Origin of the sequence: Mycolicibacterium duvalii, from assembly GCF_010726645.1 — a bacterium.
In the GTDB taxonomy this organism is placed as follows: Bacteria; Actinomycetota; Actinomycetes; order Mycobacteriales; family Mycobacteriaceae; genus Mycobacterium; species Mycobacterium duvalii.
Genome location: NZ_AP022563.1, coordinates 3,151,841 through 3,177,001, shown reverse-complemented (window position 1 = coordinate 3,177,001; position 25,161 = coordinate 3,151,841). Strand labels below are relative to the sequence as shown.

The following is a 25,161-nucleotide window of genomic DNA, read 5'->3' as shown; positions in this document are numbered from 1 at the left end:
CGCGCAGAGAGGATCTCCACCCATGAACAAGCTGGAAGTCAGTGGAACTGTGAACCTCAGCGAGCTTCCGTTCGGACAGGATCGGTCGCGCGCATGGCGGGAACTGCGGGACGCGGGGGAGGCGGTGACCGCGGGCGAGGAAATCGTGCTCACCAGCGCCGACGCGGTGGAGTTCGCGGCCAAAAGGCCTGACATCTTCTCTTCGGCCAAGGCGTTCGATCGGCTGGGCAGTCCCGTCCCGATGATCCCTATCGCAATCGATCCGCCCGATCACACCAGGTACCGGCGCATGCTCGACCCGTTCTTCAGCCCGAAGAAAATGGCCGAACGCGAGCCCGAACTTCGGCGGCAAGCCGGCGAGTTGATCGACGCGATCGTGGCGAAAGGCGTGTGCGACGTTCTGCCCGATCTCGCCACACCGTTTCCATCCCAGGTGTTTTTGACACTGTTCGGACTGCCCATGGAGGATCGCGACCGCTTGGTGCAGTGGAAGGACTCGATACTCGAGTTCACCGACCCCGGTAGCTCGGAGGCCACTCCCGAGGTTCTTGCGCACGCAATGGAACTCTTCGCCTATCTGACGGAGCACATCGCCGCGCGACGGACCGACCCGTCCGGCACCGACATGCTCAGCCAGTTGATGCAGGACACCGACGAGGGGGCTATGGACGACAACGAAATTCTGGGCCTGTGCTTCATGTTCGTGCTGGCAGGCCTGGATACCGTGACCTCGGCGGTGGGCTTCTCTCTGGCCAAGCTGGCAGGTGACGCGGAACTCCGAGGCCGGATAGCCAGCGATTACTCGCTCATTCCCGCCTTCATTGAGGACATCCTGCGCGTCGACGGTCCCGTTCCGTTCGCGCCCCGCGTCACCACCCAAGAGGTGGAGGTTGCCGGCCGCGTCATACCGAAGGACACCACCGTGATGCTCAGTTACGGCAGCGCAAATCGCGATCCGCGCCGCTACGACGACGCCGACACGGTTCACGTGGACGGCAAGGCCGTGCACTTCGCGTTCGGTCGCGGGCCGCACCGCTGCCTGGGCTCGCACCTCGCACGGCTCGAACTGCGCCTCATCCTCGAGGAATGGCACACGCGCATTCCCGATTACTCCCACGTCGACGGCAAGGAACCGCAGATGCCATGGCCGACGGGGACTATGGGCCTGCGTTCGGCACCGCTGAATATCACACCTGCGTAAGGGTCGGCGACTAGGTGCGATCAACTAGACCTCAAATCGACTGAGGCCGTTGACGGTCCGGGAACTTGACTAATGGAGCCGCGTGGCTGATCGCGTGTGGAGTGAAGAGCGCCGAGTCAGGCGAGCCAACCGGCCTGTGGTTGTGCTGAGGTATGCGGTGGAGGTCAGCTAGGGTCTCGGAGGCCTCCAACAACCGCTCCAGTGCACTGTTGCACTGCCAACGGTGGCCCAGTCGAAGGTGGCGGAGAAAGTCATCCATCTGCGCCAGCCTGCTCAGCATGACCGGCTTGCTGCGCCTCGACGCCACAAAGGGCCACACCGGCGAATCAGTTTCTTGTCGTGGCTGCGGTTCCAAGTCGAGAAAGGTCCATACCGACAAAGGGGCGGAACGTCAGCCCAACTTCTACTGGCGCGTCCCTGACCGTGGCATCGGCCATATCCACTCCGGCAGCTACGCCCAGGCTTAATGGGAAAGTGTGTGCGCTTGCACCGCATCAGCGGCCTCTGGGTAATCTCGGCGGCCAAACCCGTACGCAAGACTGCTAAAACAGACCCAGGCCGGACCTCAGCCGGTCTTCGTCAGTCGCACAACTAGTTTCGATTCAGCAATTTCATATCAGGAACGGGACTCCCACGTTCCTGGGCATCACAGTCAGCCGACCTTCGGCATGACCTCTTCGGCCACCCACTGCATGTGGTCCAGGTAGGCGTTGAAGTCGTTCACCGGTGGCGGGTTGACCCAGGTATCGGTGACGCCGCGCTCAGCGAGCATGTTGCAGTTGTCGATGACCTGCTGAGCGCTCTGGCCGAACTGGGCGTTCGGATCGTCGACGATCGCGTGTTCCTGACCGATGGACAGCACCGCCAGGCTGTAGAACACCGAGAACGGCCGGTCGTCGAATCCGGGTTGCGAGCGTAGGTAGTCGAGCTTGGCGGGCAACTCGTCGGGCTTGGTCAGCCATGGTGCCCATCCGTCGCCGAAGCGGGCCGCCCGGCGCAGCACCGCGTCGGCATCTCCACCCATCCAGAGGGTGGGGTGGGGAGACGAAACCGGCTTCGGCCCGAAGGCGATGTCGTCGAATTTGACGAATTCGCCGTCATAGCTTGGCGAGTCGCTGTGCCATAGCTCAAACATCGCCTCGAGGCACTCATCCATCACCCGGCCTCGCTTGTTGAAGGGCACGCCGATCGCGTCGAATTCGTCCTTCAGCCAGCCGACGCCGACCGTGACTTGCGCGCGTCCGCCACTGAGCCAATCGAATGTCGAAATCTGTTTGGCGGCGATGATCGGGTTGTGCAGCGGAAGGATGGTCACCATGGACCCGATAGAGATCGTGGACGTGGCACCCGCGATGAACGCTTGGGCGGTGGTGGCATCGAAGTAGTGGTTGCCCGACAACTCGACGTGCGGCCTAGGGGTGAAAAAGTGCTCGGGCAGAAAGACCATGGAGTAACCCAGCTCCTCGGCCCGTCGAGCGACCCTGACGATGTCCTGGCCGCCGAGCTCGTATTCCCAGGGCTGGGTGACAGCGGCGACGTGCATACAGTTGGGCAGGTAGACGGTGAATCTCATTGCCAGCCTTTCGGTTCGGTTCAAGGATCGGCAGGAGGCGCACTCGGCGGCCACGGCACCAACCATGTGACCGAGAACACTATGGCAGCCAACTGTCACAGTCAACTTGTCGACTGGAGGATCTGGGAAACCGTTACTCCCGGCGACCCGACATGTCAGAATCACCCAGAGAATGACAGTAGACTGTCACCAGTGGATCAGGAGGACCATGCCCGACGACAGTGATTCCGCAGGCCTGACAGACCCGATTCGGGGCCGCAGCGAGCCGGAACGGATGTGGACGCTGACCAACGTCGGCGAGGCCACTCCAGACATCCTGTCGCCCCTGTGCTGGTCACTGTGGGGCGGCGGTGTCGAACTCGCTTCTCGCGCAGGCATCTACGACTTCGGTGTGTTGCCCCGGTCCGAGCTGGCTGTCCCCGACGACCCGAACCAGTGGGCGACGGCGTGCTTCTACGGCAGGCAGGCGATGAATGTCGATCGCGCCCGTGAGCTGGCCGGGCTGCTTCCCGGAACCACCGGTGACGACTTCGAACGAGACCTGCTGGGTTCGGTGCGCGCCGACGCCGCCCCCACCAAAAGTGATCCCACCCGCATCCCATTCGTACTGGTGAAAGCGCCACTGGCCGCAACACGGCAACGCTGGGCGCCTCAGCGTGCATATGACGACCAGATGCAGTGGTGGCGAGCCGAGGTATTGCCGGGCACTCCGGTTGATGCGCGCGCGCTGTTGACCGATTCCGTCGCCCGCTTCACTGCGGTCATGCGGGTACATGTCCGCACTCGGATGATTCTGAATATGCTGCGGTCCCAGGTGGAGTCGATCAGCGTCCGGCTCGGCCGCTCGGATCTGGTTCCTACGTTGCTTGCCGGGTACGGCGGGGTCATCGAGACCCGGCTCGCCGACGATGTGTGGTCATTGGGGCAGGGACAGCTATCGGTCGCGGACTTTCTCGAGCGGCATGGCTTCCACGGTCCCAATGAAGGCAACGTGATAGGGCATTCGTGGCGGGAAGATCCCGAGGCGGTGGTCCGGATCGCCGCGGTTCATGCGGGCCGACCCGAATCCGAACGACCTCGGGTGCGGGCGCAGCGTGCTGTGGTCGCCCGAGAGCGGGCGGAGGCAGAACTGCTGGCCGGCTTGCCTGCGTGGCGTAGGCCTCTGTTACGCCGGCTGATGCACTTCACCGGATTTCAGGTGCGGTCGGTGGAACTGACCAAGGCTGGCTTCCTCACCGCGGTGGACGGAACCAGAGCGGCCGCAGGCGCACTCGGCCGGGACCTGGTTGCGGCAGGCAAGCTCGATTCTCCCGACGACACCTTCTACCTCACCACAGAGGAGTTGCTCGGCCCGCTACCGCGCAACGTACGCGAACTCGTTGCCTACCGAAGGGAACGGCGCGAAGCGTATCGGGACTTCGAGGTTCCGGTGACCTTCATCGGTATGCCGGAGCCGGTTGGGCCGACCGGGTCAGACAACGTGGGTGACCGCAGCGACGCCACCGTACGCGGCACGCCCGCGGGACCCGGCGTGGTCGAGGGGACTGTGCGGGTGGTACTCGACGCCGATTCCGACGACGTTCTCGAGGACGGTGAAGTGCTGGTGTGCAAATTCGTCGATCCCGGGTGGACGGCGCTGGTGTCGCTGGCGGGAGCGCTGGTCACTGATATCGGAAGCCCCGCCAGCCACGGCGCAATCGTGGCACGTGAACTCGGCATCACCTGTGTCGTCGGGACTGGCAACGGAACCAAGGTCCTTCGCACCGGAGATGTCGTACGTGTCGACGGCTCAACCGGCGAGATCGCCGTGCTGGCCGCGTCGGCCGGATAGAAAGGATCATCCATTGAGCAGCACGATCCGGCAGCTGTCCTCCGGGCTGAAACCGGACAGCGAGCGCACCGTGCGGGCGTGCCCCGATATTCCGGCATGGACTGAGAACCTGCTGTTCACGCCGTACGATCCCGTAAACGACGTCGGCATGTGGTTGCACTTGGGCACCGTGGCCGATAAGTGGGAGATGTGGGAAGACCGGGTGCTCATTGCGCTTCCCGAGGACCAAGGTGTGCTCAGCATGTGGGCCTATCACCGCACGGTCGCCGAGCGTCAACCCGCGGGCGCGAATCTAGAGTTCCAGTGCGAGCAACCATTCCAGAAGTGGCGTATCACTTTTGACGGATACTGCCTCCGTTCATCCTATGAGCAGATGCGCACCGGCCTGCTCGTCGACGGCCCCAAGAGTCACGTGCGCATGGACCTCGAGGTCGAGTGTGCGACGCCGGTGTGGGACGCCGCCACCGCCGGTGAAGGAATGGCCGAGCAGAGTTGGGCGCGCGAACACTACGAGCAACTCACCCGCGTGACGGGGCACGTAGTTGTCGACGGCGTGGCCATCGACTTCAACGGTGTTGGCTGGCGAGATCATTCACGTGGGCCCCGCGGCGCCGACACTCTCAGGGACTGGGGCGGCCATGTGATCACCGGCGCGGTATTGCCCGGCGGCCGGGCATTCGGGATGTGCCGCTACTGGGCCCGCGACGGTCACACCACACTAGAAGGCGCCTACGTGGTGGAAGACGGCACTTTACGTCACGTCGACATCGTCAGCGCACCACCGCCCGCAACGCTGGCTCGGGACGGGGAGACATTTTCCTTCACACTGGGGGGCGGTCGCGTGATCGACGGTGTCATCCGCTCGTCGATGTGGATAACCATGGCCGACGGATTGCCCTACGGTGTCGCCGATCCGGTGCGGGCGTACACGGTCAGTTGGGCAGAGGTGCAGTGGGCAGGCGAAACCGGCTACAGCTACATCGAGCGGTCGGCGATGACGCCGAGCTCCGCTCGTTGACTGTGACAGTCGACTGCCATAGTGTGGAGGCCTAGCCCGGAGGGGCTCTGTCGAAAGGCGTGCAGGTGACCGGAAGTCGGTTCGTAGTCCTGAGCAATCCCATCGAGGGTGAGGACGACCAATTCAACAAGTGGTATGACTCCGTCCACGTGCCCGAGGTGCTCGACGTTCCCGGCGTAGTAGCGGCGCAGCGCTACGACCTCGCCGAGCTGTCGATCCCCGACGACGAGGACCTGCCCGCGCAGCTTCCTCCGCCCACCCACCGCTACATGGTGATCTACGAACTCGACAGGGAGCCGCAAGAGGTGATGGCGGAATTCCTGAACCGTGTGATGACGGGCAAGTTGTCGCTCGGCGAGACGCTCGACTTGTCCACTGTGTCCATGACCGGCTGGACGCCTAGGGGCGAACGACGGTTGGCCGACTGAGATGAGCGAATTCCGTACACTGGTACTGTCACAGCGCGCCTGCAGGCGATTCGATCCGAACGGCAAGGTGCATGAATCCGATATCGAGCAGATGCTGCAGCTCGCCGTGCACGCACCGAGCGCCGAGAACACGCAGCCGTGGTCGTTCGTCGTTGTCCGCGACGAGGAGAGTCGCAAACTGCTCGCCGACTGGTGGACCGAGACGTGGAATGCCGGCGGTGGCGACTTCGTGAAGCAGAGTCTGGACGACCAGGTGCTCATCGACGACCTCGAATTCGGTTTCGCGCGAGGCGGATTTGCTGCGGCGCCCGTCGTCATCGTCGTCTGCGCTGACACTGCACGGGTCGCCGAGATCTATGCCCCGTCGTCGATCTATCCCGCCGTGCAGAACCTGCTGCTGGCGGCGGCTGACCTCGGATACGGTTCCTGTCTGACCACCGGACTGACCACGTTCGGCATCGAGCGCGTTCGAGAGCTGCTGGCGCTACCGGACACCCTGCTGCCCATGGCGGCGGTGTATGTCGGCCAGTCGTTGAAGAAGCTCTCACCGCCCCGGCGCCGACCCGCCCTCGAGGTGACCTACCGCGAGAAATTCGGCAACGCCTGGTAATTCGCGAGATCCAGGATCTCCTTCCAGCCGTAGGGTGAAGATTGGGTCACGGGTCCGGTACGGCCCTAGGCGCAGCGCTTGGCCGTCAACAACCTTCGCTTAATGACCGGGGTCAACACCTCGATGATGAACGCGCCGCCCGTCCATATCAATGAAACCGACGACGTGTCGGAGCGGTTCAGTTCCTCGTCAGCGACAGCGGCAAGTAAGAAACACACGGTCCTGACTTGAGCTGCGCGACAGCCGCAAAGGCCTCAGCGCAGTAGCGCGCCGGTTCCGAGGTCCGAGTAGGCCTCGGCGAACCGACCTAGCACCGCCGTGACGATCTCGACGGAGTACATCTGGTCGGGTGTGATCGCCCACATGCAGAAGCCCCATGCCGGGCTGCGCCGATAGGCGGTCCACATCTGCTCGCGGTCAGGCACCGCTACGCCCGCGTCGCGTAGCCGGCCGCGGTAGTTGTCGAGCAGTTCCCGCTCATGGCTGCGCCGAAGGTCCGATGGCAGCGCGCCGATCAAGGCGTAGCCGACATCGTGTGCCCACGACCCACGCCGCACAAGTTGCCAGTCGAGGACACCCATGCGGCCGTCAGGCAGTGCGTAGGTGTTGCGTGGGTGTGGGTCGCCGTGCAGCAGTGTGATCGGACTCCCGTCTGAGCCTGCTACGGTCTCCTGCAGCTTCCAGAACGCAGCCTCCATCGAGTCCGCGTCCTCACCGGTGGCGTCCAGCAACGCCTTCTTGTAGGGCAGTTCGAGGAACATCCGAATGATGGCGAACCCGTTTTCGCGCAGGAACTTTGCGAACTTGCCGGTGATGGGATGGTTCAACCAGGACAGGTCGCCGTCATCGCGCAGACGCGGGCTGTCCCAGAACGGCGCATGGACCCGGCCCAACGTCGCGAGTAGCTCATCGACCTGCTCGACGGACAGCCCAGCGACCGCGTCCGGCACCTGCGCGCCGCGCAGCGTGATGTCCTCGGCGACGATGATGAATTGCGAAGGGCCGTCGAGGTGCTCAGCGAAGTACGTCGTCATGGTCTCGACCTCCAGATCAGCCCGAAGGTCGCGGTAGAACGTTGTTTCATCGTCAAGCAGTACCGTGCCGCCACCGCCCTCCGATAACGAGATGTCCACCGCCTCGGGCAGGTCGTGCACGGTGCCGAGTTGCGTTTTCACGAAGAGATGGCGGGGAAGCGACGTGTCCGCGGCGGCGTAGTCGACGTCCAGATGCAGATGGGACGTAGTGCCCTGCCAGGTCCGGCTCAACGCCGCGGCCGTTACGGTGACCGTCGGATCGTGCCGACGCAGCAGCGTGGTGAGAATGTCCGGCGTGAGGTCGGCCGCCGAGCGCAGCGTGACCGGAAGGATAGTTGACATGGTCGAGACTCCATCGGTGTCAAGAATGTGTGACAGTTGACTGTCATATTAGCAGCGACGAACATGATCGAGTGACGAGTTTCGACGAACTGGCGCTCACGAACTTCCTGAGGCGCAATCACCGGGCGTTCCTGTTCTGTCGCGACGCCGCCGGACATCCCATCGGCTATGCGATGCGTACCCTCACCTACGAGTCTGGCGGGCTGTACTTCGCCACGTACACCAAAAGCGCGAAGGTCGGCCATCTGCGCGCCGACCCGGAGGCAGCATGCGTGGTGAAGAGTGAGGACGGAGCGTCTTGGGCATCGGTACGGGGGCGCGTCGAGATCTACCGACCGTGCCCCACAGAGATCGCGAGAATACTGGCGCGCAGTTCACCTGAAGTTCGGGTGCCAGACTCGGTGGCCGCGAAGGTTCGCGATCGATTGCTCAGTGGCAAGCGAAGTTTCATTCGGCTCGATGTCGAGGAGGCCTGTGCCCATGGTTGAGGAAAGGCGCGGTGGCCCGGGCAGCATGTCGGAGGCCGAGCTCGTCGCGTTTCTCGCCGCCCAACCGTCGGGTGCGATCTGCGTGAGCGACGATGACGGCCGGCTGCTCGCGATGCCTGCGCGGATCCTGAACAAGGATGGGGACATCGTGACTGCCGAAGTCGCAGACGCGGAGCTGGCGTCCGCGTTCGACGACGAGCTGTCCGCATGCGTGGTCGCCGACTCTTTCGAAACCTACGAAGCTATCCGGGGGGTGATTGCCCAGGGGCCGGCCGTGCGCGTTGCGGGGCAGCGCCCGGTGGTCGCCCTGACGGTTGCTCGTGTCGCGACTTTCTCCTTCGCAACAGACCGCCGCCGCTCGAGAAGCGCTCAGGCGGAACCCGATTGAATGGGGCGGAACAACGGAATCCAAACCCGGCTGTCCTCCTCTCCCGACAGCGCCGTCCAATCCTCGAAGAAGACCTCCACCGCCATCCCGACCCTGACATCGTCGATGGCCACGCCCACGATGTTGGTGATCAGCCGTACGTCGGGCTCGTCGTCCAGCTCGACGATCGCGACGACATAGGGTGGCTCGTATCCGGGGATCCAGATCTGCCGGTTCACCGTAAAGGCCGCAACGGTCGCATCGCCCGACACTGGCTCCGGGGCGACATCCGTGCTGCGACAGCGCCAACACGTCGGACCCGGCGGATGGAAAAAGCGCCCGCAAGCGTGGCACCGGTTGATCAGCAGCTCGCCGCGCTGGCCGCCGGTCCAGAACGCGCGCGATTCAGCGGTAGGGCTAGGCGCTAACCTCAGTTGTGGCCGTTGATAATACGTGTCGGTTGTCATGTCGTGCCTCCTGCGCAGGTGAGCGACCGGCCGATGACCAGGCGCTGATCTGGTTGGTGCCTTGAAGATCTGAGTGAACTTGGCCTCGCGTATGTAGCGCTCGACGCGGTAGTTGCAGATGTAGCCGGCGTGCCACATCGAGGTAGGTGGCGCGGGTGGAGTCGCCAGCGGCTGCAATGTGGGCCGGCAGAGACGACAAACCCTGATGGTCGATGATCCTGCGGCCGAATGTCGTTCGATCGTGCTCGACGATCGGGTCGAGCACCTTGTCGACGACATCAGCCGCAAGCTGAACCAGCTCTCGCGCTTCGGAGTTCGACAGTAGCCGCTCGAGGATCATGGCGCGCCATCCTGCCATTCGCACCCGGTCAGCTTCGCGGAGCACTCCCACAGCCGTCGCGCGCTGTCCGGGTCGACTGCCTTGGCCTTGAGCGTGGTCGGCTTCGGCCTGCCCCACTGATGCATCAAGCCGCGCGGCGCGAAGTAGGTGCCGTTCGGCAGCGTGGTGGAGATGGCCTGGATCGTCGAGCGCGCGCCGTCAGGCGGGCTCTGCGCGATATACGGTGAAATCACCCGGCCCGCCCACTGCAGCATGCCTGAACCGTCGCGGGTGATCGCGGTGTTGGTCATCCCGGGGTCCGATGCGTACGCCGTCTTGCCGCGGGCGACCAACTCGCGCACGAACAGGAGGTTCGCCAGCTTGGACTCGCCGTAGGCCGCCCAGGGGTTGTAGCGTCGGCGCTCCCAGTTCAAATCGTCAAAATGAATCTGCGCTGTGGTGTAGTTGGTGCTGGAGACCGAGACCACCCGGTCGCGGATCCGGTCGCCGAGCAGGCAGGTCAGCGCGAAGTGTCCGAGGTGATTGGTGCCCATGTGCGCCTCGAACCCATCGGCCGTGCGCGTCAGGGGGAGGCCCAGCACACCCGCATTGTTGACCAGCACGTCGACCGCGTCGACGGTGTCGGCGAACTTGCGCACGCTGGTGAGATCGGCGAGATCAAGTTCGCGTACCTCGACGTCCCCCGACATCGCCGCCGCGGCCTCGTGCCCCTTCTTCAGGGACCGGCAGGCGATCACCACTTCATGGCCCGCCGTGGCCATCGCGGTCGCGGTCGCCAGGCCGACGCCACTATTCCCGCCTGTGACGATGATTCGCACTCCGCCTCAACCCCTCCCAAACGTGGTGGCTAAACCGTAAACCATTTATCGCTTTGATCAAGTGGCGACGAGTTGCCGGACCCTGGCGCCCAGCCGAATCGGCATGCACTTTTCCGACGCCAGGGCTAGTCAGCGCATATATTGGGCTATCCCAAGGTCTCGACCTCAAGGTCGTGACGTTGGAGTCGCGCGGTGTCACCGTGCCAACGACACCTGTCGGCGTGCCGGTGGACCTGCGCCGCGACTGGCGGCCCGCTCTACGCGACGCCGGATTCGGCCCTGTTGAGGTGGGCCCCCTGTAGTGGTCCAGTAGATCTGTACCCGTGTTGTTGGTCCACTGTTGTGCGAGTCGAGGGCAGAGTGATCACCGGGAGGTCACATGCCCCGTCAGTATTCGTCTTCGGTGCGCCGGCAAATCGCTGCGCGGCTGCGAACGGGTGAACCGGTGGCCGCTTTGGCTGCCGAGACCGGGATCTGCCGGGCCCTGTTCCGTGGAAACGTCAGGCTTTCATTGATGCCGGAGTCATCGAGGGCACCCCGAGCGTGGAGGCCGACGGGCCTGTTCCGCGCACAATCGCATTGCACAGATCGAGGCCGAGCTGGCCTTGACCCGCGATGCCTGCGCGTTGTTCGACGAGCAGGCGGTGGTGCCGCCAAAACGCCGACGCGCGATCGCTGAAGGGCTGATCGGGCGAGGACATTCAGCCCGATCCGCCTGCCGGATAACGAGATTAGGGCGTTCGCTGTTGCAGTATCACCGACACGCCCTGTTCCGGACCGCGAGGTGCGCCGGCTGATCGTGGCCGACACGATCACCGAGATCCACCAACGTTCTCGCGGCACCTACGGACGCCGACGGGTCCGCGCCGCGCTACTGGCCGACTACGAGACGAACGTCAACCACAAACTGGTCAACAAGATCATGGCCGAGTACGGGCTGTACGGGCTGCCGCGCCCAGGGCGGCGAAAACCCAACCTGAGCGGCATCGACACCCCCGCTGACCTGGTGAACCGGCGCTTCACCGCCACGATGCCCAACCAACTGTGGTGCACCGACATCTCCGAACACCCAGCACGTGATGGCAAGGTGTACTGCTGTGCGATCCTGGACTGCTTCTCGCGCATGATCGTGGCTCGCACCTTCTCGACCACCGCCGACACCGCCCTGGTCAACAACGCGGTGAACATGGCCGTCGGCAAATAACCCGCAGTGGGTCAACGATTCTGCACGCCGATCACGGCACGCAGTTCACGTCTTGGAGCTTCGGGGAGATATGCGCCGATGGGGCCTGCTGGGCTCGTTCGGGACCGTCGGCGACTGCTTCGATAACGCCGCGATGGAGTCGTTCTGGGCGCGGATGCAAGTCGAGTTGCTCAACACCCGCAAATGGGCCACCACCATCGAGTTGGCCGCCGCCATGGCCGATTACATCGACAACTTCTACAACGTCGAACGCCGCCACAGCTACCTCGGTAACATCAGCCCCACAGAGTTCGAAACGCTCTGGACGTCCACCCATTCGATCCCTCAACTCGCATAACCACGGCTCGAAACGGCGGGGACAGATCAACTGGACCACCAAACGGGTCCCCCTCACTGTGTTGCCGACCGCCTCGTCGGCGGAGGGCTTGCTGCTGTACCTCACGGCGGAAGCGCAGGACCTGCCGCTCCAGCGCGGAGAACTTCGCGCGGCGTGAGAAACAGATGCGGCCCTCTCGCGGGCCGCCGCGAAGCTGGACCGCGCCGACATCCCCGATTCAGGCAACCTACTCTACGAGGAGAGTCGCACCCACGTGGTCAACTGATCTGGAGGACGCCACCCCGCAGAGCGTGTTCGTCGGGGGCCGGTTGCCCCTTCAGTGCGATGTGTAACCGGGCGGATTTGGTGAGTCGACCCACAAGTCGAGACCCAAGTCGCTGCCCGGTACGCAGTCGTACACAGACAAGTCGGTGACACCGGCCTCGAGTAACACGTCCTCGCACAGCAAGCTGCGGCCTGTGTAGCTCTTGGCCGGCTGGGCGAGCACGGCGTAGGCCGCATCCGCGTAGACCTCGGGCTTGCGAGCCCGCGCCATCGCCTCGTCGCCGCCAAGCAGGTTCTGCACCGCCGCGGTTGCCACCAAGGTGCGGGGCCAGAGCGTGTTCGACGCGATCCCGTCATCGCGAAGTTCCTCGGCGATACCCAACGCGCACAACGTCATCCCGAACTTGGCCATCATGTAGGCCGTCGGCTTGAGCCATTCGGGTTCCAGGCGGATCGGCGGTGACAGCGTGAGGATGTGGGGGTTGTCGCGGCCCTTCATATGCGGATGCAGGCCTGCGACACGGCGTAGGTACCGCGGACCTGAATGCCGTTCATCAGGTCGAATCGCTTCAACGGCACGTCTTCGATGGAGCCAAGATTGATCGCCGAAGCGTTGTTCACGCAGATGTCGATGGCGCCGAATTGGTCGGCAGCCTTGACCACGGCCTCCGCGACGGATTCGCCGTCGCGGATGTCGCCGACGATCGGGAGCGCCTGCCCGCCTGCGGCCTCGATCTCCTTGGCGGCGGTATAGACGGTGCCCTCTAGCTTCGGGTGCGGCTCGGCGGTCTTGGCGACCAGGGCGACGTTGGCTCCGTCGGCTGCGATCTTCTTGGCGATCGCCAGACCGATGCCCCGACTAGCGCCGGAGATGAACATGGTCTTTCCAGAAAACGACATGTGGTCCTTCTGACGACTACAGCGATGATGCTCTCCACCGCGTTCGGGTTCAGGAGCGTGCAAAATCGATAAACAGTTGTTGCATTTGCGGATTGTACGGGTCCTACGCTGGCCTGGGCCGAGGTGGTGGTGGCGGCAGCGCGGCTGCATTCGCCCATGCCGCGTCCAAGCATGATCCCGCCCGGCCTAACGGGGGGTCGCGGAAAGGCGATCATGGGGGTGTTGGGTGTCTCGAGGAACATGGTGTGGGGGCGGTCGGCTCCAATGTTCGGCGAACGCGCCGTCGACAAGCCTGGCGAGGTAGCCCGAATCGGCATACTTTTGCTGGATAGTGATGCGGAGTATGGCGCCGAGCACAGTCGCGACCAGTTCGTCAGTGTCAGGTCGGCTGCTGAGCTCGCCGTTGGCGATCGCTTGGTCGAGCATGTGGTCGACGACTATGCGGGTTCGGCGGTTCAAGTTCTCACGCAAGACTCGCGCGGCGTGGGTTTGATCGGCGGTTCCCACCATCATTGCGATGAACTGGGACGAAACCGGTTGGGCGATCTGCTCGGCTGCGCGACTGAGTTCGCTGTGCAGCCATTGGCGAAGCGGGCCATCGCCCAAGTGCAATAGCGGCTGGTCAGCCCGCGCCAGTGCTTCAGTCACCAGATCCACTGTCTTAGGTGTACCGACCTGAGAGGTTAGACATCCCAGGGCCGTACGTTGTTAAGCCGCTTGGTTGTCGCTTGGTGGTGTGGCGGTGTGCCCAGGCTGTGTGTTCGTCGTAGGTGGTGTGGTGGCGTAGGCAGCCGTGCGGGATTCCGACGAGTCGGTTGCCCAGGGCGCGGAGGGCTTGGTGGTGCAGGTCGCCGGCGGCGCGGTGCTGATCGTAGAAGGCGCGGGCGCCGAGGCTGGTGGTCAGGGAGCAGAAGGCCCACTGGTCGATCGCGTCATAGAGACGCCGGTTGCGGACGTGACGGGCCACAGCGCGTTTTTTGCCCGACGCGACGGTCAATGGTGAGGTTCCTGCGTAATTCTTGCGAGCCTTGGCGGTGGTGTAGCGGTTGGGGTCATCCCCGAACTCACCGAGCACCCGGGCGCCGAAAATGACACCAAGTCCTGGTAGGGAGCGGTAGATATCGGCGTCCGGGTGTGCCTCAAATGTGTCGCCAGCTCGGCTTCGAGGTCGGCGATCTGGCGATTCAATTTGGCGATGATCGCGACCGCGGCGCGAGTGGTCGCCCCAAACGCGGCAGTGACCACAGGCGGGGCGACGAGCTGCTCGCTACGCAACGCCGTCTGGATCTCCAGTGCCCGCGTGTCGAGATTGCGTTGCCGTCCAGCGGCTTTGAGTGCCGACCGGATCTTCGCGACGCTCAGTCGTGCGGCCTCTGCCGGGGTGGGAGCGCGACCCAAGACGGCGAGGGCGTCGCGGTCAGACAGGGATTCGAAGGCCTCCAACGCCGCGGGGTAATACTCCCGCAACGCGCTGCGTAGCGCTTTGGTGTTGCGGTCTAATGTGCCGGTGGTCCCCTGACGTCGCGGAAACTCTGAACGAAACCGAGTTTCACGCACCCTGACGAGGACTGCGGTCCAATGGCGCTTCCGGTCAGCGGCGGCGTTGGCAAAGCGCGCGAGGGTCACTCGACCGTCGTGCTATGTCGGTGATCGCGCGTTCCGCTGACGATAACGCTGCTCGCGATTGCGCTCGTCGTGGATCTCGGTGCATTTCGCACAACGACAGCCCAATACGAATAGCTGCTTACGTGCCGTGCGCGTCGACCGGCGTGGGCTCGCTGCGCTTTCGCTCGCTCCGCTTCTGATGCGTAGAGGCCCGGGCCCGCCGACAGGGCTGGCAGCGGCAACCCAAAGGGGATAACCGGCGAAGTGTCAGATCCGCGTAAACGAAGCTGCCGGCGGGCCGCACAGACCGCCGCCCGACCTTAGCAAAACCCGCCAGTTCGTTCGGTAATAGCGGTCCAACAGTTAAGGCGACATGTACAGATCTGGTCCTAGCGAACAAATAAGGGGGGCGATCGGTTCAGTACCGTGCTGTTGTCATCACGCGCTTCTAGGTGGGTCGGGTGTAGGCACGCATACAGCGAAGACGTCAAAAGGGCAGCAGCGCAGTTTGCCTCATTGAGGCGAGCCAACCCAGGTCGGCCCTAGATCCTGATTCAAGGGAAGGCCGTCAAAGCCACGAGGGATACCGCCGTCTTCATGCTGGCAACCTTGCGTCTCCTACACGTAGTGCTGCTCATCCGATCACGACCGGTTGACTGGGACAGCTGCCGCACCCCTGCATGCTCAACAGGTCAGGGCGACCGCTTGCCAAACCGAAAGTGGCGCTCTACGGTAATCCTCCATATGTTTAGCGAGTTTGCTCACACTGCCGTGGTCTTTGTGAGGCGCGGCGCAACTCTAGCGAACGTGCCAACAGGGAGGACGTTTTCTTGATGAAGCTGTGGCCTCTGATCGGATCCACTGCTGGAAGGTGCGGCGTGCCAGGCGACCTGTACCTCCTCAACGACGGTTGGAGCCAGGAGCCGGCACGTCAACCCCGGGCGGCCTCAGGCCCTATGGATGCATCGCGCCGCCGCGCTGCGCAGTGTGGGCGTCTATTCCTTGCAACCGGTTTCTCGCATGGCAGCTAGAGTGCCGACGCCAGTAGCGGCGGTCGTCATCGCCACGCCGGAGTGCACGCGTGCTCGCAAGCGTTCTGACGGTGGTTCATGACCACACCCGTTGACTACGATCACCCGCAGGGTGCATCGACGTCGGGCTCGAGCAAGGTGCGCCAGTCACGCCTCAAGGCGTACCCATTCAGCGCAGCCCGGCACGTGGGAATGATTCCAAGGCGTACCGCGGCCACGACAGGTCGTGGTGTCCAATTGTTCGCGGACGTGATTCGCTACGTCGTCACCGATGTCATCACCATGAGGCTCGCGGTCGGCGAGGTGTTCGTGCAGGCATGGACCTTGTTGAAGGTGACGACCATGCCCGCACTGCTGATGGCCATTCCGATCGGCGCAATCACCACCATCGTGACGTCGGGGCTCGTCAATCAATTGGGGGCAACCTCGCTGCTTGGCGCCGCGGCCGGCGTGGGTGTCATTCGGCAGGGAGCACCGCTGACTGCGGGGCTGTTGATGGGTGCCGCAGCAGCTTCGACCGTCGCGGCCGACTTCGGAGCCCGCGCAATCCGTGAAGAACTCGACGCAATGCGAGTAATGGGTGTTGACCCCGTGCGCCAGTTGGTAGTGCCGCGTTTTCTCGCGCTGCTATTGATATCCCCCCTTCTGTGCATCTTCATCGTCGCGTCGGGAACTGCGTCGGCGTTCTTGATGGCAGTGGGGGCTTCCGATGTGGCACCGGGAAGTTTCTGGATGTCGTTTGGGACGTTCACGAAGGTGGTGGACGTATGGTTTGCCATCGCCAAGACGGTCGTCTTTGGGGCAATTGAACCGCCCCGGGGAGTCCGGAGACTTTTTGATTTGACGACTCAGCTGGCGGCTAGCCTCGTTTGTTGAGCGTAGTAGGCCGCCTCCAGCTCGGCTGGTGGGACGTCGCCGCAGTATTCGTAGAGCCGGCGGTGGTTGAACCAGTCGACCCAGCGGGCGGTCGCCAGCTCGACGTCCTCGACGGTGCGCCAGGGCTTGCCTGGTTTGATCAGCTCGGTCTTGTAGAGGCCGTTGATGGTCTCGGCGAGCGCGTTGTCATAGGAGCTTCCGACCGCACCGACCGACGGCTGAATACGCGCCTCGGCGAGCCGTTCGGTGAACCGGATGGACGTATATTGTGATCCTCGATCCGTATGGTGGACAACATCTTTCAAATCGAGGATGCCGTCTCGCTGACGTGTCCAGATGGCCTGCTCGATCGAGTCGAGCACCATCGTGGTCGCCATCGTCGATGCCACCCGCCAGCCCAGGATTCGGCGGGCATAGGCATCGGTGACAAACGCGACGTAGGCGAACCCCGACCAGGTTGACACATACGTCAGATCAGCCACCCACAACCGGTTCGGTGCGACCGGGCCGAAGCGGCGCCCGACCAGATCAGCCGGCCGCACCGCGCCCGCGTCAGTGATCGTGGTGGCTATGGCCTTGCCGCGCACCGCACCGCGCAGACCGAGTTCGGCCATCAGCCGCTCCACCGTGCAGCGGGCCACCTCAATGCCCTCCCGGTTGAGCGCCAGCCACACCTTGCGCGCCCCGTAGACGCCGTAGTTCGCGCCGTGCCCGGTTGACGTGGGCTTTGAGCGCCTCGTCGCGGACCTCGCGACGAGTGGGCTCACGCTCGAGATGCTCGTAGTACGTCGAGGGGGCGATCTGCACACCGAGCCCGACGAGCTCGCTACAGATCGACTGGACACCCCAGCGCAGACCATCAGGGCCCTCGCGGCGGCCCTGATGCTCAGCGATGAATCGACAGATCAGTGGTGTGGCCGGTCCAGCTCGGCCGCGAAGAAAGCCGACGCCGTCTTCAAGATCGCGTTGGCCCGCTTGAGCTCGGCGTTCTCCCGGCGCAGCTTCTTGAGCTCAGCGGACTCTTCGGTCGTGGTCCCCGGCCGGGCGCCGGCATCGACCTGGGCCTGGCGCACCCACTTACGCACGGTCTCGGCTGTGCCGATCCCGAGCAGCCGGGCGACTTCGCCCATTGCTGCCCACTCCGACTCATGCTGATCGCTGATCTCGGCGACCATGCGCACCGCCCGCTCACGAAGCTCCGGCGGATACCTCCTCGACGAACCACCTGACATGACTCCATCCTTCCCAAGAAGTGGAGTCTCCGGACATGCCGGGGCGGTTCAAATCGTGGCAATAGTTTCATCGCTTCGTGGAATGGAGGCGAAGGGGGGCCCGCGCGGTGTCGCAGATGCCGTGAACTCGTCGGTAGTGGTCAATGTCGTTCTGATCGTCTTCGCCAACCTGGCGATAACGCAATTGCAGTCGATGTTCGTCCCGACGGTGGTGGCGTAGTGACTTCCGCAGGTCGCGCCCTGGTGCCGAGCAGGTATGGCTCGCGCTTGTTACAAGCGACAACGGGGTCTGTCGGCGGGGTATTCCGTGAGGTCGGACAGTGGGTGATCTTCATTGCCAAGGCCTTCAGTTCGGTTCCGGTCGCGGTCGTCAAATATCGACGACAAACACTGCAGCAAATGAACAGCCTCGCTTGGGGCCGCGGTTCGCTCATCGTGGATGGCGGTGCGATAAGCGTATTACTGCTCCTCGGCATTGCTGTCGGTGCCTCGTTGGCAGTTGAGGCGTTTGCTGTATTGAACATCATCGGGTTCGGTGGCTTGTCGGGGATCATCGGCGGTATAGGCGGGGTTCGAGAGCTTGCGCCGATAGTGAGTGCTGTCGCGTTCGCCGGACAGGCAGGGTGCCGGATGACCGCCGAGATCGGCGCCATGCGCATCGCCGAAGAGATAGATGCCTTGGAGGCAATAGGCCTGCGGCCCATACCGTTTGTGGTTGGTACGCGCCTTATTGGCGCGATGATCTTGGTGGTGCCGGGATACCTGGTGGCCCTGATAGCCAATTTCTTCGTCATGGACACCGTCATCCGGGTATTTCACAGTCAGCCGGGCGGGACATATAACCACTATTTTGCTCAATTCGTGACGCCAACAGATCTCGCGTACTCCGTCATCAAGGTAGCTGTCTTCTGCATGGCGGTGACGTTGATCCATTGCTACTACGGATACTTTGCTTCCGGCGGACCGGTCGGTGTCGGTCAAGCGTCCGGCCGTGCAGTGCGGACCAGTCTGATCACGATCATCTTTTTGGATTTGATACTGACCGTGGCGATGTGGGGCCTTCATCCAGTGTTCGTGTTCAAGGGTTAGGTGAGAAGACATGCTCCTGCATGGCTCGGAGGCATCTGAGAAGCGAACATTGACCATCGTCGGCACAGTTGTCGTGCTCTGCGCCGTGGCGGTTGCAGGCATATTCATCGCGTTCAAGCCATTCGCCGGCCGACCGGACGATGAAATCTCGGTGGCGATCGAGACGCCATATGTCGGACCGGGCGTCGCCAAGGGCACGCAGCTGGTCATGCACGGGGTGAAGGTCGGGGAGGTCACCGCCGTGTCCAGGTTGTCCGGAGGCGGTGTTCTGCTGGATACCAATCTGCAGAAATCGCCGACGAAGGGCTTGACTGACGCAATGGGCATCGATTTCCGGACCATCAACTATTTTGGTGTGACCGGTATCGATCTAGTCGCCGGTACGGGTGGCCGGCCGCTCGCCGATGGAACCCGGTTGACGATCACGCCGAAAGGTAATTCGACACTTCAGGCATTGCTATCCCGCCTTGGAAAACTCGCCACCGGGGCGCTGACCAACCAGCTGATCGAGGTGGTCGAGAAGGCCACTCGATACACCGATGCGTTGAATCCGCTGGCCGAGACACTGGTGATCTCGGCGAATGCACTGGCTGAAACTCAAACAGTGAGTACCGCGCAACTATTGACAAACGCGACTGGAATAAGCGTCGCGTTCCCCGGGTTCGCCGATGCGATGCTCGACGCCGGTTACTACGCAACACACGGTACGAATAAACTCAACAAAGGTACTTGGAATGCCAGCGAGGAGGAATATCAAACCGTCATTCTTCCGTTCATGCAGTATGTATCCGATAACCTCTTTGGGGCTATCGGCAGGCTGGAGTACACGCATATCGACGATCTGACGCCTGTCATCGACAGTGTCCGGGCGATGACTGATGTGGTGCCACCTTTGATGAGACCCCAAGGCATGTCGGACATGCTCGTGGAATTGCGTACCCGACTTGAGAAGATGTACGCAGGGACCCCTGAGCAGCGCGCGCTTCAAGTTCGTATTCTTCTCGACAGCATGCCGGGTGTGGCGGCGCCACTTGCTGCCGCGGGCGGTGCCCGATGAAGACCGGCGCGGCATTGTGGCGACTCGCGATCAGCGGCATAGTCGCCATTACCCTGTTCATCCTGTTGGCGAACGTGATCAAGCAGCCCACAGCAGCGGAAACGCGAGCGTATACGGCCGAGTTCACTGACGCATCGGGCTTACATGCGGACGCCGACGTGCGGGTCCGCGGAGTTCGCGTCGGGAAGGTGCAGTCGGTCGACCTTGAGCGAAGGAACGGTCAAAGCATCGCCGTTGTCAGGTTGACGTGCGACCAACGCTATGGCGTGGTGTCTGGCACCCGACTTGCCATCAAGTTCGAGGCGCTCACCGGACTGCGTTACATAGATGTCATCGATCCGGCGGAAAATTACTCCAAGGCCGATCTCGTTACTGACGTGACTACGACGATGACGCAACCGTCTTTCGACGTCACCGAATTGTTCAACGGGCTACAACCTGTGATCGCCACCCTGAATCCCGACGAACTGAACACCTTTACAGCGAACGCGGCAACATATCTTTCGGGTGATGGCGGCGGCTTGGCGCCGATGCTGGAAAGTATCCACAAGCTCACCAGGTTCGTAGCGGACCGTCAGCAAGTCATCGCCACGTTGATGCGTAATCTGAAGGACATCTCCGACACCATGGGCGGACATGGAAAAGATCTGATCCAAATAGTGGATTGGCTCAACAAGGGTCCGGTCGACGGCATGCTTGGAATTCTGGACGAGTTTCGAAAAGCCCACCTCTACGGCGAATTTATGGACGATGCGGCGCAAGTGGTCAAGAACTTGGGATTTCCGCCCGAGGGCAACAATGGCGACTATTTCGTCTACGGCCCGGAATCCAACAAGAACGTAACCAACGTGGACGAAGCCTTCGACCGTGCGTTCACCGTGTTTGACGACTATACGGAGGCCTTCAAGCTGGTTCCGGTCATGTGGGAGAACATTCCGCCGCCGCCTGAAGCTGGTGCGCCCCTGGCGTGTTCCCGGGGACGGGCTCAGTTACCGGCAGAAATGGACGTATTTCTCAATGGACGAAAAGTGGTGTTGTGCAACCGATGAAAGTGTTACGTAACCCGACTGTCTGGGGTGCCGGCGCCCTCGCACTCATGACCGTTATCGCGCTGCTCATCGCCATGGTTTATGTCAGTCCGCCCGGGCAGAAGACCGTCATCTTCTATACCGACGACGCGGCGGCGATCCGCCCTGGAGATTCAGTACGAATTGCCGGCATCAACGTTGGCAAGGTGAAGGATCTGACACTGGAATCGGACCAAGTCCGGGTCGAAGCACGGGTGGACGACAGCGCATTCGTCGGTGACCGTTCGCAGGTGCAGGTCCGCATGCTCACCGTGGTGGGGGGCTATTACGTAAGCATCTCGCCAATAGGTGACACGCCTCTGGGGACCAAACCTATTCCGGTGGAACGGGTGACCATGCCCTACAGTTTGATTCGCACCCTCACGGATGCGACGAAGATCACCGACAATGTCGCCCCACAGCCCATCAACGAATCACTCGGCCAGGTGCAGCGGGGGCTTACCGGTACCAACCTGGAATCGGTCTCCGCGGTCATCGATGCGGGCAACAACGTAATGTCCACCATTGAGAAGCAACGCGGGCAGGTGAGCGCCATCCTCAACCTGTCCAATGAGTACCTGCAGGATGTAAACAATTACAAAGATGAGCTCAAAGATTTGATACGCAAGATTTCGATCATTGAGCAGTCGCTTACGTTGTACAGCAAGGGGCTCGCCCGCGCCATGGCTGGTTTCGGTGACATCATGGATGGTCTTTCACCGATCTTCATCTTTTATCAGAATCACCGCGACAAAGCTCTCGTGAAAATTCGCGATTGGTTGGAGAAATCACGAATGTGGTCGGAACGCAACGGTGTAGTCGTTCGGGCGCTGCACCTGACGCGGGTGAAGATCGAACGGATCCTGGGCGCACAGCAGGCGGCACCAGAGCTATTGGCTACCGACCTCTGTATGCCAATACCCGGAAGTCCGTGCTGATGCCCGGGTCAGGTTCGCCTCACCGTCGCCGGGTCGTGGCAATCGCGCTCACAGCGGCGGCGGTGGTGACGGTTGGCACTTCGTGCGGCGGGCCGCCCGAAGAACAGGCCAACGCCCAATACTGCGCGGTCCTGCCCGACAGCATCGGTCTATACGTCGGCAATCCGGTGACGCAGATGGGCTACCAGATCGGTGAGGTCACCAGTATCACCCCCGGTGCAACCGACGTACGCGTCGACTTCAGTATCACTGAACGGCGTTTGTTGCCCGGTGACGTCAAAGCAATTGTCCGGTCGACGTCGATTCTTGCTGATCGGTCGCTGGAACTCGTTGGCAACGCTGATTCGGGATCCCACCTCGGTGCGGGCGAGTGCATTCCGCTTTCCCGTTCATGGACCCCGAAAAGCGTGTCGGCAGTGATAGGTTCGGCGACCGATTTCGTCAACGGAATCAATCCGGCTGAATCGACGAATGTCGGCGATGTCGTAAGTCAGCTCGATCAAGCGTTGCACAACAATGGCGCCGGCGTAAACAAGCTCCTAACGACGTCATCGGCTGTAGTCGATAGTCCCGATCAGGTGATCAGCGACATCGGGTCCGTGATCACCAACCTCGCCGAACTGACCTCAGCAGTCAGCGAGATCAGAGGGCCGCTGAAAGAAGTTCTGCTGAACGCGGAACAGAACATGTCGGACGTCGCCGTGACCTTGGATGGTGGCAACCGTATGGTCGGAGGATTCATGGGAGCTGTGAAAGCCGTTGTGGACATAGAAGAAAACCTCGGTGGGGAGTTTCAGTTCACGCTTGATGCGACATCGGTTGCGCTGCGGAAACTGAGTGCACACGCGCCGTGGGTGGCAAGTCTCCTGAACCCGGTTCCATGGTGGGTCAATACGCTGGCGGGCCATTTCAACAACCGTGAATTCAATATCAATTACCGTCCGCCGTTGTATCGCATCAGAACCCCCGACGGGTGGGCGCTGTGTGGCATCATGAATTCTTCGACGCCGGGGAGCTGCGCGAACGTTGCCGGGCAGCCATACGCGGTTGATGTTGCGCTGCTTCAGTACGTACTCACCGAGGCGAACCGATGAACCGCCGGAATTGGCGGTTGGTCGCGGCCGTTGCCACCGTCATTACGGTTTCCTCGTGTGCTTCGCTCAACGTGAGCTCGCTGCCTGCGCCGGGAAGTAGCTATAGCGATGGATACGACATCGTCATCGAATTCGCCAACGTACTGAATTTGCCGGACAGCGCAAAGGTGGTCTTGGACGGCACCACCGTCGGGGTCGTATCGGATGTGGCACTGTCCAGCAGTGCGGTTGACGTCACCTCGACTATTGAGCGAGGCGTCGCGGTGCCCTCTGACATCCGAGCGGTTCTGCAGCAGGACACGGTCTTGGGCGACATCTATGTCGCTCTCGAGCGACCGACAACCGACCAGGCGCCGGCGCCCGCGTTGAGTCCGGGTGCCCGCATCCCGCTGGCACAGACCACATCTCCACCGCAACTCGAAGACACCATCGCCCACATGGCGAATTTTGTGTCGAGCGGTTCCATCCAACGCGTTCAAGAGTCGATCGCCCGTATCAACCGAATCCAGCCGCCCGGGGGCCAGGACGGGATCCGCAAGATGGCTTCCCAAGTGGCAGCCGACCTCGGGGACCTGTCGAACAACATGAATCTCGTTGACCTGTGGCTCAACGGCGTGTCCGAGACCATAGATGTCGCACATCGCAAGATCCCGGTTTTGCAGGAGATGTTCTCCGAGGAAGGGATGACCGCTTTTCGTCGGTTCTTGGAGATATTTTCATATGTGGGAACCATCCTCCCCTCTACCGGGACTATCTACGCCGGTGGTTTCTGGCTGGTGCCCCTACTGAATTCATTGGGAGATGCGGCAGGCGCTACTCAGCAATCCAAGAGAATGTTCGAAGCAGAGGGGCCTGCATGGCGCCGGCTACTGACTGAATTTTTCCTCCCGCAGGATAAGTATCCCGCGATCAATATTACTTCGATAATGAGTCCGGACGGCCGGGAAATTTCGGGAAACGTCCATGACGTGCTACGGATCTTGGGTGGGACACCATGAAGGGCCGAAATTTCCTGTCGTTTCTGGCGTTTGCTGTGATGATTATATTTGCGGTGGGCTACATCGGCTCGCTCGGTGTGCGGCTCAAGCCGCCTGATAACCGAGTTAATCTCTCCATGACGGTGGCTGATATCAATGGCATCGTCGTTGATTCGAATATTCTGTTGCGTGGCGTACCGGTCGGCAAAGTCAGCCATATCGCGTCATCCATCGGCGGAGCCACCATTTACTTCTACGTCGACGACCGCTTCCGTATCCCCGCCGACTGCGATGTGCGGCTCGATAACCTGTCCGCCCTCGGTGAAAGCTATATCGGACTGTTCCCGCGGCGCCAGGACGGTCCTATGTTGCGCGACGGCCAGCACATCTCAACCGAGATGGTGGAGCAACCACCATCGATAACCGAACTGGCGGCAAGTGTTACGCGGCTACTCAATCAGGTCGACCCCGATGCGCTCGCACGCATCATCAGCGAGGCCGATACAGCGTTGCCGGATCCAAACTCGGCACTGCCCAACTTGGCGCACGCCAGCGAGATGCTGAGAAACACCGCAGCGAATATGCACGGCCAGGGCCGGGTCTTGTTGAGCAATTTTCAAACACTGTTACGCAACGCTGGATGGGTTGGGCCCACGCTCGCTGCAACGGCGCCCGATCTCCGAGAGAGCGCCCAAAATGCCTCCAAGACCCTGCAAGGGTTTTCGGTGGGTGCCCTCGAGATTGGCCCGGACGGTATGAAGAAATTCGGCTTCTTCATCAACCGAATCCAGAAGCTGTTGGATGCCAACGGCGGTGACCTCAAAGTGCTGGGCGAAGCATTTCGGCCACGCGTCAGGGCTATCGCCGGTGCACTGTTGAACTTCGACCCCAGTCAGATCTTGACCAACATCCTGGAGACAATACCCGAGGACGGCGCGATTACCCTGCGCGTAACCGTCCCCCCGAAGTAAAT

The 25,161-nt window shown here is 62.2% G+C and carries 23 protein-coding genes and 4 pseudogenes; 19 read left to right on the top strand and 8 right to left on the bottom strand.

From position 1 onward, the window contains the following. Nucleotides 1–22 precede the first annotated feature (22 nt). Both G6N31_RS14935 and G6N31_RS14930 read left to right on the top strand, forming a co-directional pair. The gene (locus G6N31_RS14935) at nucleotides 23–1,201 is read left to right on the top strand and encodes a cytochrome P450 (protein ID WP_069412389.1); all 1,179 of its coding nucleotides are present in this window, start codon (nucleotides 23–25) and stop codon (nucleotides 1,199–1,201) included. A 278-nt stretch (nucleotides 1,202–1,479) separates the two neighbouring features. After that, nucleotides 1,480–1,668: a hypothetical protein gene (locus G6N31_RS14930; RefSeq protein ID WP_131815652.1), complete on the top strand. Its 189-nt coding sequence runs from the start codon at nucleotides 1,480–1,482 to the stop codon at nucleotides 1,666–1,668. 185 nt (nucleotides 1,669–1,853) lie between these two features. Here the strand turns inward: G6N31_RS14930 and G6N31_RS14925 are convergent, their stop codons facing one another. Further along, complete coding sequence (locus G6N31_RS14925; RefSeq protein WP_098002361.1) at nucleotides 1,854–2,774, bottom strand: TIGR03619 family F420-dependent LLM class oxidoreductase; 921 nt, start codon at nucleotides 2,772–2,774, stop codon at nucleotides 1,854–1,856. A 208-nt stretch (nucleotides 2,775–2,982) separates the two neighbouring features. Here G6N31_RS14925 and G6N31_RS14920 point away from each other — a divergent pair, with 208 nt between their 5' ends. From G6N31_RS14920 to G6N31_RS14905, 4 genes are all read left to right on the top strand, one after another. Then, nucleotides 2,983–4,605, top strand: a complete 1,623-nt coding sequence (locus G6N31_RS14920) for a PEP-utilizing enzyme (RefSeq protein ID WP_098002362.1) — start codon at nucleotides 2,983–2,985, stop codon at nucleotides 4,603–4,605. Nucleotides 4,606–4,618: 13 nt separating this feature from the next. Next, a complete protein-coding gene (locus tag G6N31_RS14915) occupies nucleotides 4,619–5,623 on the top strand; it encodes a DUF7064 domain-containing protein (protein WP_165776229.1) in 1,005 nt (334 codons plus the stop codon). Between the two features lie 65 nt (nucleotides 5,624–5,688). Beyond that, on the top strand, nucleotides 5,689–6,051 hold the full coding sequence (locus G6N31_RS14910; RefSeq protein WP_098002390.1) for a DUF4286 family protein: 363 nt from the start codon (nucleotides 5,689–5,691) through the stop codon (nucleotides 6,049–6,051). A gap of 67 nt (nucleotides 6,052–6,118) precedes the next feature. Continuing rightward, a complete protein-coding gene (locus G6N31_RS14905) occupies nucleotides 6,119–6,661 on the top strand; it encodes a nitroreductase family protein (RefSeq protein WP_234815206.1) in 543 nt (180 codons plus the stop codon). Nucleotides 6,662–6,915: 254 nt separating this feature from the next. Here G6N31_RS14905 and G6N31_RS14900 read toward each other — a convergent pair whose 3' ends face one another. Continuing rightward, the gene (locus tag G6N31_RS14900; protein ID WP_098002363.1) at nucleotides 6,916–8,037 is read right to left on the bottom strand and encodes a phosphotransferase; all 1,122 of its coding nucleotides are present in this window, start codon (nucleotides 8,035–8,037) and stop codon (nucleotides 6,916–6,918) included. 71 nt (nucleotides 8,038–8,108) lie between these two features. Between G6N31_RS14900 and G6N31_RS14895 the strand changes: the two genes are divergently transcribed. Together G6N31_RS14895 and G6N31_RS14890 are read left to right on the top strand one after the other, a co-directional pair. Continuing rightward, entirely contained in the window at nucleotides 8,109–8,525 is a 417-nt protein-coding gene (locus G6N31_RS14895; RefSeq protein ID WP_098002364.1) for a pyridoxamine 5'-phosphate oxidase family protein, read from the top strand. A 25-nt stretch (nucleotides 8,526–8,550) separates the two neighbouring features. After that, complete coding sequence (locus G6N31_RS14890) at nucleotides 8,551–8,913, top strand: hypothetical protein (RefSeq protein ID WP_133117662.1); 363 nt, start codon at nucleotides 8,551–8,553, stop codon at nucleotides 8,911–8,913. On the opposite strand, the gene G6N31_RS14885 is transcribed toward G6N31_RS14890, so the two are convergent. After that, entirely contained in the window at nucleotides 8,895–9,359 is a 465-nt protein-coding gene (locus tag G6N31_RS14885) for a Zn-ribbon domain-containing OB-fold protein (RefSeq protein WP_098002391.1), read from the bottom strand. The two genes, G6N31_RS14890 and G6N31_RS14885, sit on opposite strands and share 19 nt — an antisense overlap. Nucleotides 9,360–9,695: 336 nt before the next feature. Continuing rightward, nucleotides 9,696–10,517, bottom strand: coding sequence for an SDR family NAD(P)-dependent oxidoreductase (locus G6N31_RS14880; RefSeq protein WP_098002366.1), 822 nt, complete (start codon nucleotides 10,515–10,517; stop codon nucleotides 9,696–9,698). A gap of 784 nt (nucleotides 10,518–11,301) precedes the next feature. Between G6N31_RS14880 and G6N31_RS14875 the strand changes: the two genes are divergently transcribed. Both G6N31_RS14875 and G6N31_RS14870 read left to right on the top strand, forming a co-directional pair. Continuing rightward, nucleotides 11,302–11,721: an IS3 family transposase gene (locus G6N31_RS14875; protein WP_163722191.1), complete on the top strand. Its 420-nt coding sequence runs from the start codon at nucleotides 11,302–11,304 to the stop codon at nucleotides 11,719–11,721. Nucleotides 11,722–11,791: 70 nt separating this feature from the next. Continuing rightward, nucleotides 11,792–12,058, top strand: a complete 267-nt coding sequence (locus G6N31_RS14870) for an integrase core domain-containing protein (RefSeq protein ID WP_098002368.1) — start codon at nucleotides 11,792–11,794, stop codon at nucleotides 12,056–12,058. A 316-nt stretch (nucleotides 12,059–12,374) separates the two neighbouring features. Here the strand turns inward: G6N31_RS14870 and G6N31_RS14865 are convergent. The 3 genes and pseudogenes from G6N31_RS14865 to G6N31_RS14855 all read right to left on the bottom strand — a co-directional run. Beyond that, nucleotides 12,375–13,222 (bottom strand): annotated as a pseudogene (locus G6N31_RS14865) (SDR family oxidoreductase). Nucleotides 13,223–13,408: 186 nt separating this feature from the next. After that, entirely contained in the window at nucleotides 13,409–13,870 is a 462-nt protein-coding gene (locus G6N31_RS27775) for a TetR-like C-terminal domain-containing protein (protein ID WP_163722190.1), read from the bottom strand. A 13-nt stretch (nucleotides 13,871–13,883) separates the two neighbouring features. Beyond that, nucleotides 13,884–14,719, bottom strand: a pseudogene (locus G6N31_RS14855) (transposase); the annotation flags it as partial. Nucleotides 14,720–15,936: 1,217 nt separating this feature from the next. Here G6N31_RS14855 and G6N31_RS14850 point away from each other — a divergent pair. Continuing rightward, a complete protein-coding gene (locus G6N31_RS14850) occupies nucleotides 15,937–16,734 on the top strand; it encodes an MlaE family ABC transporter permease (RefSeq protein ID WP_234815207.1) in 798 nt (265 codons plus the stop codon). Here the strand turns inward: G6N31_RS14850 and G6N31_RS14845 are convergent. Continuing rightward, nucleotides 16,707–17,966 (bottom strand): annotated as a pseudogene (locus G6N31_RS14845) (IS3 family transposase). The gene G6N31_RS14850 and the pseudogene G6N31_RS14845 overlap by 28 nt on opposite strands. 52 nt (nucleotides 17,967–18,018) lie before the next feature. Here G6N31_RS14845 and G6N31_RS14840 point away from each other — a divergent pair. The 8 genes and pseudogenes from G6N31_RS14840 to G6N31_RS14805 form a co-directional block, all read left to right on the top strand. Beyond that, a pseudogene (locus G6N31_RS14840) lies at nucleotides 18,019–18,186 on the top strand (ABC transporter permease); the annotation flags it as partial. Between the two features lie 104 nt (nucleotides 18,187–18,290). Further along, entirely contained in the window at nucleotides 18,291–19,055 is a 765-nt protein-coding gene (locus tag G6N31_RS14835; protein ID WP_234815454.1) for an ABC transporter permease, read from the top strand. A gap of 10 nt (nucleotides 19,056–19,065) precedes the next feature. Continuing rightward, entirely contained in the window at nucleotides 19,066–20,112 is a 1,047-nt protein-coding gene (locus tag G6N31_RS14830) for an MlaD family protein (RefSeq protein ID WP_098005307.1), read from the top strand. Beyond that, the gene (locus tag G6N31_RS14825; RefSeq protein WP_098005305.1) at nucleotides 20,109–21,161 is read left to right on the top strand and encodes an MlaD family protein; all 1,053 of its coding nucleotides are present in this window, start codon (nucleotides 20,109–20,111) and stop codon (nucleotides 21,159–21,161) included. Before G6N31_RS14830 ends, G6N31_RS14825 begins: the two co-directional genes overlap by 4 nt. Continuing rightward, nucleotides 21,158–22,117, top strand: a complete 960-nt coding sequence (locus G6N31_RS14820; protein WP_098005303.1) for an MlaD family protein — start codon at nucleotides 21,158–21,160, stop codon at nucleotides 22,115–22,117. The genes G6N31_RS14825 and G6N31_RS14820 overlap by 4 nt, the downstream gene beginning before the upstream one ends. After that, on the top strand, nucleotides 22,117–23,211 hold the full coding sequence (locus G6N31_RS14815; protein WP_179964342.1) for an MlaD family protein: 1,095 nt from the start codon (nucleotides 22,117–22,119) through the stop codon (nucleotides 23,209–23,211). Before G6N31_RS14820 ends, G6N31_RS14815 begins: the two co-directional genes overlap by 1 nt. Further along, nucleotides 23,208–24,209, top strand: a complete 1,002-nt coding sequence (locus G6N31_RS14810) for an MlaD family protein (RefSeq protein WP_179964184.1) — start codon at nucleotides 23,208–23,210, stop codon at nucleotides 24,207–24,209. Before G6N31_RS14815 ends, G6N31_RS14810 begins: the two co-directional genes overlap by 4 nt. After that, complete coding sequence (locus tag G6N31_RS14805; protein WP_098005301.1) at nucleotides 24,206–25,159, top strand: MlaD family protein; 954 nt, start codon at nucleotides 24,206–24,208, stop codon at nucleotides 25,157–25,159. The genes G6N31_RS14810 and G6N31_RS14805 overlap by 4 nt, the downstream gene beginning before the upstream one ends. Nucleotides 25,160–25,161: the final 2 nt, after the last annotated feature.

Coding starts and splice junctions, on each gene's coding strand:
- G6N31_RS14935 (WP_069412389.1), top strand. CDS start 23: ATGAACAAGCTGGAAGTCAGTGGAACTGTGAACCTCAGCGAGCTTCCG.
- G6N31_RS14930 (WP_131815652.1), top strand. CDS start 1,480: ATGACCGGCTTGCTGCGCCTCGACGCCACAAAGGGCCACACCGGCGAA.
- G6N31_RS14925 (WP_098002361.1), bottom strand. CDS start 2,774: ATGAGATTCACCGTCTACCTGCCCAACTGTATGCACGTCGCCGCTGTC.
- G6N31_RS14920 (WP_098002362.1), top strand. CDS start 2,983: ATGCCCGACGACAGTGATTCCGCAGGCCTGACAGACCCGATTCGGGGC.
- G6N31_RS14900 (WP_098002363.1), bottom strand. CDS start 8,037: ATGTCAACTATCCTTCCGGTCACGCTGCGCTCGGCGGCCGACCTCACG.
- G6N31_RS14890 (WP_133117662.1), top strand. CDS start 8,551: ATGTCGGAGGCCGAGCTCGTCGCGTTTCTCGCCGCCCAACCGTCGGGT.
- G6N31_RS14885 (WP_098002391.1), bottom strand. CDS start 9,359: ATGACAACCGACACGTATTATCAACGGCCACAACTGAGGTTAGCGCCT.
- G6N31_RS14870 (WP_098002368.1), top strand. CDS start 11,792: ATGCGCCGATGGGGCCTGCTGGGCTCGTTCGGGACCGTCGGCGACTGC.
- G6N31_RS14850 (WP_234815207.1), top strand. CDS start 15,937: ATGACCACACCCGTTGACTACGATCACCCGCAGGGTGCATCGACGTCG.
- G6N31_RS14830 (WP_098005307.1), top strand. CDS start 19,066: ATGCTCCTGCATGGCTCGGAGGCATCTGAGAAGCGAACATTGACCATC.
- G6N31_RS14825 (WP_098005305.1), top strand. CDS start 20,109: ATGAAGACCGGCGCGGCATTGTGGCGACTCGCGATCAGCGGCATAGTC.
- G6N31_RS14820 (WP_098005303.1), top strand. CDS start 21,158: ATGAAAGTGTTACGTAACCCGACTGTCTGGGGTGCCGGCGCCCTCGCA.
- G6N31_RS14815 (WP_179964342.1), top strand. CDS start 22,117: ATGCCCGGGTCAGGTTCGCCTCACCGTCGCCGGGTCGTGGCAATCGCG.
- G6N31_RS14810 (WP_179964184.1), top strand. CDS start 23,208: ATGAACCGCCGGAATTGGCGGTTGGTCGCGGCCGTTGCCACCGTCATT.
- G6N31_RS14805 (WP_098005301.1), top strand. CDS start 24,206: ATGAAGGGCCGAAATTTCCTGTCGTTTCTGGCGTTTGCTGTGATGATT.